Origin of the sequence: Staphylococcus lutrae (assembly GCF_002101335.1) — a bacterium.
Classification (GTDB): domain Bacteria; phylum Bacillota; class Bacilli; order Staphylococcales; family Staphylococcaceae; genus Staphylococcus; species Staphylococcus lutrae.
The window spans coordinates 964,102-973,770 of record NZ_CP020773.1 but is presented as its reverse complement, the minus strand read 5'-3'; the positions used below and the strand labels follow the sequence as shown (position 1 = coordinate 973,770).

At 40.4% G+C, this 9,669-nt stretch carries 6 protein-coding genes; all 6 read left to right on the top strand.

Going from position 1 to position 9,669, the window contains the following annotated elements; genetic code table 11:
* Positions 1-165: 165 nt before the first annotated feature.
* The 6 genes from B5P37_RS04720 (at position 166) to dhaK (ending at position 9,659) form a co-directional block, all read left to right on the top strand.
* On the top strand, positions 166-3,630 hold the full coding sequence (locus B5P37_RS04720; protein ID WP_085237147.1) for a Rib/alpha-like domain-containing protein: 3,465 nt from the start codon (positions 166-168) through the stop codon (positions 3,628-3,630).
* A gap of 742 nt (positions 3,631-4,372) precedes the next feature.
* Positions 4,373-6,124, top strand: coding sequence for a sensor histidine kinase (locus B5P37_RS04710; protein ID WP_085237145.1), 1,752 nt, complete (start codon positions 4,373-4,375; stop codon positions 6,122-6,124).
* A 3-nt stretch (positions 6,125-6,127) separates the two neighbouring features.
* Positions 6,128-6,862, top strand: coding sequence for a response regulator transcription factor LytR (locus tag B5P37_RS04705; RefSeq protein ID WP_085237144.1), 735 nt, complete (start codon positions 6,128-6,130; stop codon positions 6,860-6,862).
* Between the two features lie 236 nt (positions 6,863-7,098).
* The gene (gene lrgA, locus B5P37_RS04700) at positions 7,099-7,536 is read left to right on the top strand and encodes an antiholin-like murein hydrolase modulator LrgA (RefSeq protein WP_085237143.1); all 438 of its coding nucleotides are present in this window, start codon (positions 7,099-7,101) and stop codon (positions 7,534-7,536) included.
* Positions 7,529-8,230 carry an antiholin-like protein LrgB gene (gene lrgB / locus B5P37_RS04695; protein ID WP_085237142.1) on the top strand — a complete coding sequence of 234 codons (702 nt, stop codon included), beginning with the start codon at positions 7,529-7,531 and terminating at the stop codon, positions 8,228-8,230. The genes lrgA and lrgB overlap by 8 nt, the downstream gene beginning before the upstream one ends.
* Before the next feature lie 463 nt (positions 8,231-8,693).
* Positions 8,694-9,659: a dihydroxyacetone kinase subunit DhaK gene (dhaK, locus tag B5P37_RS04690; RefSeq protein ID WP_085237141.1), complete on the top strand. Its 966-nt coding sequence runs from the start codon at positions 8,694-8,696 to the stop codon at positions 9,657-9,659.
* The last annotated feature ends 10 nt before the right edge of the window (positions 9,660-9,669 follow it).

Sequence of the window (9,669 nt, the reverse complement as noted above, 5' to 3'; positions counted from 1 at the left end):
ATAACAAATAAAATGTTAAATGTAAGGAATAAACTATATATAATAATGTAAAAATAGTAAGAATAAAACTATAAATGCAATGAAATTTTAGTTGTAATTCTTAATAGTTGTGATTATTATTTAAAAAGTAAGTTAGATTAAAACTATTAAGGAGATGCTAATTTTATGAATAAATTTAAAAAGAGACGTATTGACTTTTTATCGAATCATCAAAACCGATATGCGATTCGACGTTTTTCGTTAGGGACAGCTTCAATTTTTTTGGGTGCTATGTTTATTGGGGGAATACATTCAAATGATGCTTCAGCAGCAACAATGACTATGCAAGATGCAAGTCAAGCGAATGTAGACATCATTGATAAACAAATTGAAGAGAATGGAACATATACATCTGAAAAAACGCCAACGAATCAATCATCTATGGAAGTTTCAAAACAAGAAGAGACAGTGACAAAGGATAATGTAACTCAAGAAACAACACAATCGAAAGTATCGTCAACAGATTTTTCAAAAACAACTTCTGTGAACAATACTGAAACACTTCAGCAACAAAGTGCCCCGATACCTCAAGCTGATTTATCTTCAGGAAATAATGGTATCAGTAAAGATAGTTTCCCCTTAGCAGAACCTAAGCAAATACCACATTCAACAGATTCAGTTCAAGTAGAGGCACGTACAGTTTCAAATAATGATGTCTTAGAAAAAGAAAAGCACATTATTGTGGCGGATGCCTTGGCGAACAAGTATATTCAATATCAAAATGATGCGACGAGTGCTGCGCATACACTATCTGGTAGAGCTTGGATCGTGGACAGAGGAACACCTGCGACATTTTCTAATGGTTTGACACCTGTACCAGAAGGAACTAAAGTCTATATGCAATGGATTGATAAAGATGGTGCCGTATCTCCAATCTACCAAGCTCAAACAACCAATCAACTGAGTCAAGCAGATGGGAACCAAGTAGGGCCAGGGGCGTATGCTTTTGATTTAAGAGTACCTTGGATAGATGCAAATGGTAGATCACATATTTATCGTGCAGTAGCAGGTCAATATTATCGCTTGTGGATTGATGATTTTAAAACACCAGAAGGGAATACAGCAACGATGCTACGTCAGACGGGCGGGTTCTTCCCGGGTTCATACGTTAATTCAGTCACATATTTTAACTTAGGTCAATTTCCATTTATTGGTGTCAATATGCAAAGAACTGGAATTTTTATGGAAGTTTTGCCAACAAATCATTATATGACGACATCTCATTGGATAGACGATAAAAAAGGGACATTGTCTTATCCAGCAGTGGTGATTAGTCCAAATGATTTTATCAGTGGAAAGGTTTGGTTGGAGACAGGGGCGGGGGATTATGCGAACTCTGGGACAGGCCCCAATCATAATTACAAAGATATCGTAAAAGCAGGTTATCAAGTGGTGCTGTCCACACTTACACGTGAAGGGGCATCAGCATATGATAAAAGCGTTTCGTATTTATCTAAAAAAGATCAACCTGCTGCTGTGCGCCGTTTATTGACTGAACATCCAGAATATATTGCTGCTACTGTTAAAGGCGTAACGGATTCGAATGGTAAGTATACTGTACGCTTTCCTAAAGGGACTTTAAATAGAAATTATATTTATGGCTTTGTATTAGATCGTCAAGGAAATGTCATCAAGAGTTATTCTTCTTTTACATCACCGTTATATCAAAAGCCGAATAGTAATTTATTATTTACACCTCAAACAGCACCCTATCACAGACCTATTAGAAACGCTTGGGTCAACTTGAACTTTGCGCTTGTCGCAACTGTTAAAACGACAGTCAACATTACGAACTTTGATGTGGTAGCGAATCCGGCAAAACGAGGGGATACGGCGTATATTGACATCTTGGCATCGGATATTTCTCCATTGCCTACATTCATTGAGTGGAGAGATTCAAGCGGTAGGGTGGTCCAAAAAAGTAAGCAAGTGTATACAGTGCAGGAAGCGAAGGCAGCAGGAACTTTTAAAATTCCGAACAATGCGAAGTCAGGTGAAATCTACACGGTTTATGTTGTTTCGGGTGGCAATGACATCGCTGCAGATTCACTTTTAGTTCAAGTCAATGAAAAAGCGATGCACTATCAACCCACTTATCTATTGTCAACAGTAGCGCAAGGTCAAACGATAACGATACCGGCACCTGTAAATGAAAATGGTTCGGCATTGCCAACTGGGACGACTTTTAGCGTTGGGAATCATGGGCAGTCATGGGCAAAAGTAAATCACAACGGTTCCATTATTGTTTCGCCAGATGCACATGTTGCAGCAGGAATATATGATATTCCCGTAGTTGTCACGTATTCGGATGGATCCAAAGAAACGGTCTTTGCACCGGTTCAAGTAAAAATTGTTGAGCCACTCGCGAAGCAATATGATCCTGTACATGAAAATGTAAATAAAGCCTTTGGTATTCCTACAACAGTTAGTGATGTGACGGGAAGTGTGAGTATTCCCAACTATCCTGAAAATATGGCACCTCCTATAGTATCCGTGAATGATCCGGCACAACTTCCAGATGGTCAGACGGCTGGAACAGTGGAGATAGGCGTGACAGTGACTTATCCAGATGGTTCAACTGATATAATCACTGTACCAGTGACGACAAATGAAAAGATAAATCTCGAGTCTCCTGAACCTAGCGGGGATATAACACCTAAAATCATGCCGAATCATCCAAACAAAACCATCTCAAAACCAAGAATCACGTCTTCTGTTTTGGATAAGGATAGATATGAACCGGAATCAAAAGGATTAAAGAAAGCTTATGGGACGCCTACAACAATTAAAGATGTAACAGAAAGTGTAAGCATTCCACATTACCCTAAAAACATGGCGTCGCCAAAAGTCACAGTAGATGATTCGTCACAATTACCGGATGGGAAGACAGAAGGTACGGTGGATGTGTCAGTCACAGTGACTTATCCAGATGGTTCTCAAGATCATATCAAAGTACCGATTACGGTGAGTGAGGGGCCTTCACAAGCTGTGCAACATCACCCGGGTTATAAAAAACACTTTGTTCATCCAGGGGAGCATCTCCATGTGAATCAAACGGGTGATTGGTGGATGCCTGAGGGAACACGTTATAAAATTGGAGGTCTCATACCTAGAGGATGGACGGTTTCTGTGCAAGCTCATAATGGTCGTGTTACGGTAATAGCACCGAAAAATGGGGTATCGACACCTATGATTCACATCCCGATTGTCGTGACCTACCCAGATGGTTCATATGAGAGCATTGAATTGATAGTGATGATTCAGCATTCGAGTCAAGTTGAACATAATAAATCGGTCATAAAACCTGTGGCGAATCGACCAGAGGGACATTTGAACCAGGAAAGCGACCTTCATCATAAGCCAACCTTTGGACAGTCTATGGAAAAGAAAGAAAATCGTGAAACAAATATGGTGCGTAGTCCATACACCACTTTACACGATGAAGATGTGGCTGAGAAACAAACGATGCATCAATTACCGGAAACGGGAACTGAAGACATGAAAAATGAGCGCATCATCGGCATTTTATTTGCAATCATCGGGGGAGGATTCTTATTCTGTCGACGTCGTAAATCGAATAAAGCAAAGTAAATCTTATAAAGTCAGTATTTTTAATATGCCTCCAAAAGTTGTCATAATAACAGCTTTTTGGAGTAGCAAAAAACGGTTCATTTCCAGATGAGAGTGAGCCGTTTTTGCTTTACATGATGATATCCATGATTTCTCGGACAATCTCGACTGAAGTGTACACATTTAAACGGTTTTTTGTATCGTATCCAAAGTCGTTTTTGATAATCAGACGATTCGATACCCACTAACTGATTTTCCCAAATATAAATAAATTTCTGGCTTCCTCGTTTTTCTACAGTTTTGTCCAAAGCTATTCGTAATACATCAAATTTGCTGGAGGAATACAGAGTAAAGAGAGCATAGTGATCACGAGGATGAATTGCAGTTAACTCACGGCTGATGATTGTCTCCAGCATCTCAGCCAGAACGATCTCCAAGTTATACGCTCAGATCTCAATAGTCTAGGTTGTGATAGTAGATGATGGTGATGATAGTGCCCTGTCATGGAGAGCAAACAGATTGGTGATGAACGTCCGAAACCTCACCTTAAAGGATGTACTTGTCGAATAAAAGACAGTCCAATAAGCGTCGAATCCTAAATCGTAAAACGTCCGATACTCGTACGTCTTGTTGGTGGTGTGTCGGATAATGGGGCATGAAAAGTCGAAATCAATTTTATGCTTTCACAGTATTGACATTAAGGCAACTTATTCGGGTATGTTAAACTAGAAGAAAGATGCGAGATACAGAAGGAGCATAACGGATGTTTAATTTGACAATATTATTACTAGAACGGGTGGGGCTGATTATTATATTGGCCTATATTTTGATGAATTCACATTATTTTAAACATACGATGCAACATCGGGAAGTATGGTCGTCTAAATGGCAACTTTGTATTATTTTTAGCCTTTTCGCACTCATGTCAAATTTTACTGGGATTGTCATTAAAAATGGCGACATCTTAGCCGGAAGTATTTACTTTCAACTCAGTGATTACGTGTCATTAGCAAATACACGTGTGCTTACAATTGGGGTGGCTGGCCTCGTTGGCGGACCGTTTGTAGGAGGATGCGTCGGTGTGGTGTCAGGATTATTTCGACTTTATATGGGTGGGGCTGAAGCCTATACGTATTTGATTTCTTCCATATTTATCGGACTGATTTCAGGGTACTTTGGACGTCGTACGCGTCAAAACAATCAATATCCTTCCATAGTTAGAAGCGCATGCATTGGTGTGATGATGGAAATTGTCCAGATGTTGTGTATTTTTGCGTTTGCGCAGGACAAACAATATGCGATTGATTTGATTTCATTGATTGCCTTGCCTATGATTATCGTTAATAGCATAGGTACAGCGATTTTCATGTCGATTATTCGTTCAACATTGAAGCAAGAAGAGCAGATGCGTGCCGTACAAACACATGATGTGTTGCAACTGACGAATCAAACGTTACCTTATTTCAAAGAAGGCTTGAATGAAGATTCTGCTAAGCATGTGGCGATGATCATTAAAAAATTAATGAAAGTGTCTGCCGTTGCCATTACAAATCGTCATGATATTTTAGCGCATGTCGGTGCGGGGAGTGATCATCATATCCCTAAAAAAGAAATTATTACGCATCTCTCCAAAGAAGTTTTACAAACGGGTGAATTAAAAGAAGTACACACGAAAGAAGAGATTGGCTGTACGCATCCGCATTGTCCCCTTCATGCGGCCATTGTCATTCCATTAAAGATGCATGGCGAAATTACAGGAACTTTAAAGATGTATTTTACGAATCCTAATAGCTTAACATTTGTGGAACGCCAGTTGGCAGAAGGGCTAGCTGAAATATTTAGTAGTCAGATTGAACTCGGCGAAGCGGAAATGCAAAGTAAATTGTTGAAGGATGCTGAAATTAAGTCGCTTCAAGCACAGGTTAATCCACATTTTTTCTTTAATGCGATGAATACGATTTCTGCGCTAGTACGTATTGATAGTGAAAAGGCGAGAGAATTACTACTTGAGTTAAGTCATTTTTTTCGATCGAATTTACAAGGATCCCGTCAAAATAAAATTACATTAGAGAAAGAATTGAGCCAGGTGACTGCGTATTTATCATTAGAACAAGCACGTTTTCCAGGGCGATTTGATGTGACCTTTGATGTGCCAGAACACGTGAAGCAGGCTTGTGTACCGCCATTTTTAATACAAATATTAGTTGAGAACGCTGTGAAACATGCCTTTCCGAAACGTAAAAAGGATAATCGGATAAAAGTCACCGCACGTGTTATAGCGTCCAATGCCCTTTGTATTTCAGTCTGTGATAATGGACAAGGAATTCCCTCTGAAAAGTTGGCACATTTGGGGCAGACGGCTGTAGAATCAGAATCAGGCACAGGGAGTGCTTTAGAAAATCTAAACTTACGCTTACAAGGGTTGTTTAGTGATCAAGCGAAGTTACATTTTGCAACTGATGAGACGGGGACACGCGTGTGGTGTACTTTGCCTTATCAACAAAAGGAGGATTAAGCAATGCGTGCGTTAATTGTCGACGATGAACCACTAGCGCGTAATGAGTTAGTATTTTTATTAAATCGGATTGGTGGTTTTGAAGTTTTAGATGAAGCGGAAAATGTCTCGGAGACAATGGAAGCCTTGTTAGTCAATGAGTATGACTTAGTGTTTTTAGATATTAATTTAATGGATGAGAATGGCATAGAGCTCGGTAAGAAAATCCAAAAAATGAAGACCCCACCTGCGATTGTATTTGCAACGGCACATGACCAATACGCTGTTCAAGCATTTGAACTGAATGCGACGGACTATATTATGAAGCCCTTTGAACAAGCACGAGTGGCACAAGCCGTTGAAAAGGTGCATGGTCAACGGGAGAAGCGTGAAGAAAGACAGGGGGGCCATTCTGATACACGTGTGACGCATCCGTTACCGATTGAAGTTGGAGATCGCATTCAAATGTTGAGTCCTGCTGATGTGATTGGTATTTCAGTGAATCAAGGGGTGACGACAATTTACACGATTCAAGGACCATTTGAAACATCTGAACCGTTGAGTGCTTATGAGAAACGATTGGATCGCACAGATTTTATTCGAATTCATCGTGCGAACTTGATCAATCGACAGCATATCGAGGCGATTGAACATTGGTTTAATTCAACATATATGGTCACGTTGACTGACGGTGTAAAGCTGCAAGTCAGCCGCTCATATATGAAGCGATTTAAACAGGTGATGGGCTTGAGATCATGAATGACGCACTGATGAATGGTGGGCTGCTCGTGGTTAAGCGATGCATCGCTATTGGAAACACTGCAATAAAAAATGAGTAAAAAATCAAATTAAATACAAATCAAAAACGAGTGTGTGAAAAAGTAAACATATTGCATTTCACCCCTCGTTTTTTGCATTTCGGGATGAAAACAAAGTCCGGTAGCCTTTTCATAATATAATGTAGGCAAGTAGAACAGCACAGGAGGTTGTAAAAAATGAAGCAAAAAGAAGAGAAAACGTACAGTTTCTTACATCAAGTGCTCGTCATCGCAGCTGTATTGTTTGTTTCAAGCATTATAGAATCGTTCATGCCAATACCTATGCCGGCATCTGTTATCGGACTCGTGCTACTGTTTGTTTTGTTATGTACAGGCGTGATTAAACTCGGGCAGGTTGAAAGAGTCGGTACGGCATTAACCAATAATATCGGTTTTCTATTCGTACCGGCGGGGATATCGGTCGTGAATTCGTTAGATATTATTAGCGCCAGTCCTATCTTCATCATTGGGCTCATTATTATTTCGACGATTCTTTTATTAGTATGTACCGGCTTTGCATCACAGATTATTATGCGTGTGACGACAAAAGATGATGTGACAGCTGCTGCGCCGCGTGCAAAATCTAAAGTGAAGGGAGCGCATCTACATGGCTAACCATCTTGCAATTGATACGCCATATTTCGGTATTTTATTATCGGTCATACCGTTTTTAATCGCGACGGTGTTGTTTAAAAAGACAAATGGTTTTTTCTTATTTGCGCCATTATTTGTAGCCATGGTGTTTGGGGTGGCATTCCTACACTTTACAGGTATTCCTTATGAAAAGTATAAAATTGGAGGAAGCATTATTAACTTCTTCCTTGGACCTGCGACGATTTCATTTGCGATTCCGTTATACAAAAAACGGGATGTACTCGCGAAGCATTGGCACCGTATTATTGGTGGGATTGGAATAGGTACGGTGCTCGCCTTAGTTGGTATTTTCTTCGTTGCCAAAGCCCTTCAATTTGGTCATGATATTATCGCATCGATGCTTCCGCAAGCAGCAACGACAGCGATTGCTTTACCGGTATCAGAAGGGATTGGTGGGATTAAGGAATTAACGTCATTGGCAGTGATATTGAATGCGGTGATTATTTACGCATTGGGTAATAAGTTGTTGAAGTTGTTCCACATTGAAAACCCTATTGCACGCGGACTATCGTTAGGAACGAGCGGCCATACATTAGGCGTTGCCGCAGCGAAAGAACTTGGGCAAGTGGAAGAGTCAATGGCGAGTATCGCGATTGTACTCGTTGGGGTTGTCGTTGTCGCAGTTGTACCTATTTTGACACTGATTTTCTTCTAAACTTAAATTGGGAAAACGTGAACGTAAAAAGACATTTAATTGAATAAGACTTTTGTTGCGTTAAAGTCTGATCAAACATCCATTGAACCAGTCCGTTCACTGAGGCATTGTTTGCTCGGTTAACTTGGCAATGCCTCAGTAACATTGTTCTTCTCTCCAAATAGTGCACTCGTTAAAGTTGAGCATCTGAAGTTCAACTTTGACGGGTGTTTCTTATTCTTTCATTTTTAAGTAGGAAGATGTAATGATTCGCATCTAAAAAACAGAGGGCCATTTATTGAGGGGGCGTTTTCGCGTTGCTAAAGCCTGTGATGCCAACGTGCCCTAGTCGTTTAAGTCAATGAACAAAACTGAGGAATGGCCGTATAGAAGACATCAAATAAGTCAGCATCACAAATGTTTTTACGTGAAGGATTTTCGAATAGAATTTATAATGGAGAAAATAAGGATAGAAGGTGAGCATATGAAAAAGTTGATTCAAGAGAAAACGGACTTTCTGCAAGATATGTTGGACGGTTTGACGATAACAAATCCCAATGTTGAAGTCATTGCAGAAACAGTCGTCGTGCGGAAACAGAAGAAATCATCCGGTGTGGCACTTGTTTCAGGAGGCGGGAGTGGCCATGAACCGGCACATGCAGGCTATGTTGCTGAAGGGATGCTCGATGCTGCTGTATGTGGGGAAGTGTTTACGTCACCGACGCCTGATAAAGTGTTAGCAGCGATTAAAGCCGTCGACAATGGTGAGGGTGTATTGCTCATTGTAAAAAACTATGCGGGCGACGTGATGAATTTTGAGATGGCCAAAGAAATGGCGGCTATGGAAGACATTCAAGTCGAGATGGTCATTGTTCGTGATGATATCGCGATTGATGATGTTGAAAAACGTCGCGGCGTTGCAGGAACCGTATTTGTGCATAAATATGCTGGGTACTTGGCTGAACTCGGTAAACCTTTAGCTGAATTAAAGGATGACGTGCAAGGGCTCATTGATCAGATTCGAACAATTGGGATGGCATTGACACCACCAGCTGTTCCAACAACAGGGAAATACGGATTTGATATTGAAGACGATGAAATGGAAATTGGAATTGGGATTCACGGTGAGCGTGGATTGGCGCGTGTCCCAGTTGAACCTGTATCACAAATTGTCGAACGTTTAATTCAACAGTTGCGCACGGAAGTGAAGGATGATCAATTGATTGTAATGATTAATGGTATGGGAGGCACGCCGCTCTCTGAATTACAAATTGTCACAAAATATGTTGGCGCACATTTAGAAAAAGAAGGTAAAACAGTAAAAAGCTGGTTTGTCGGCGATTATATGACAGCATTAGATATGCAAGGGTTCTCACTTACTTTTGTGCCATATGATGAACGTGTACTCGCAGCATTACATGCGCCTACAACAAGTCGATTTTTTAATTAACGAGGAGGTT

Coding starts and splice junctions, on each gene's coding strand:
- B5P37_RS04705 (WP_085237144.1), top strand. CDS start 6,128: ATGCGTGCGTTAATTGTCGACGATGAACCACTAGCGCGTAATGAGTTA.
- lrgB (WP_085237142.1), top strand. CDS start 7,529: ATGGCTAACCATCTTGCAATTGATACGCCATATTTCGGTATTTTATTA.
- lrgA (WP_085237143.1), top strand. CDS start 7,099: ATGAAGCAAAAAGAAGAGAAAACGTACAGTTTCTTACATCAAGTGCTC.
- dhaK (WP_085237141.1), top strand. CDS start 8,694: ATGAAAAAGTTGATTCAAGAGAAAACGGACTTTCTGCAAGATATGTTG.
- B5P37_RS04720 (WP_085237147.1), top strand. CDS start 166: ATGAATAAATTTAAAAAGAGACGTATTGACTTTTTATCGAATCATCAA.
- B5P37_RS04710 (WP_085237145.1), top strand. CDS start 4,373: ATGTTTAATTTGACAATATTATTACTAGAACGGGTGGGGCTGATTATT.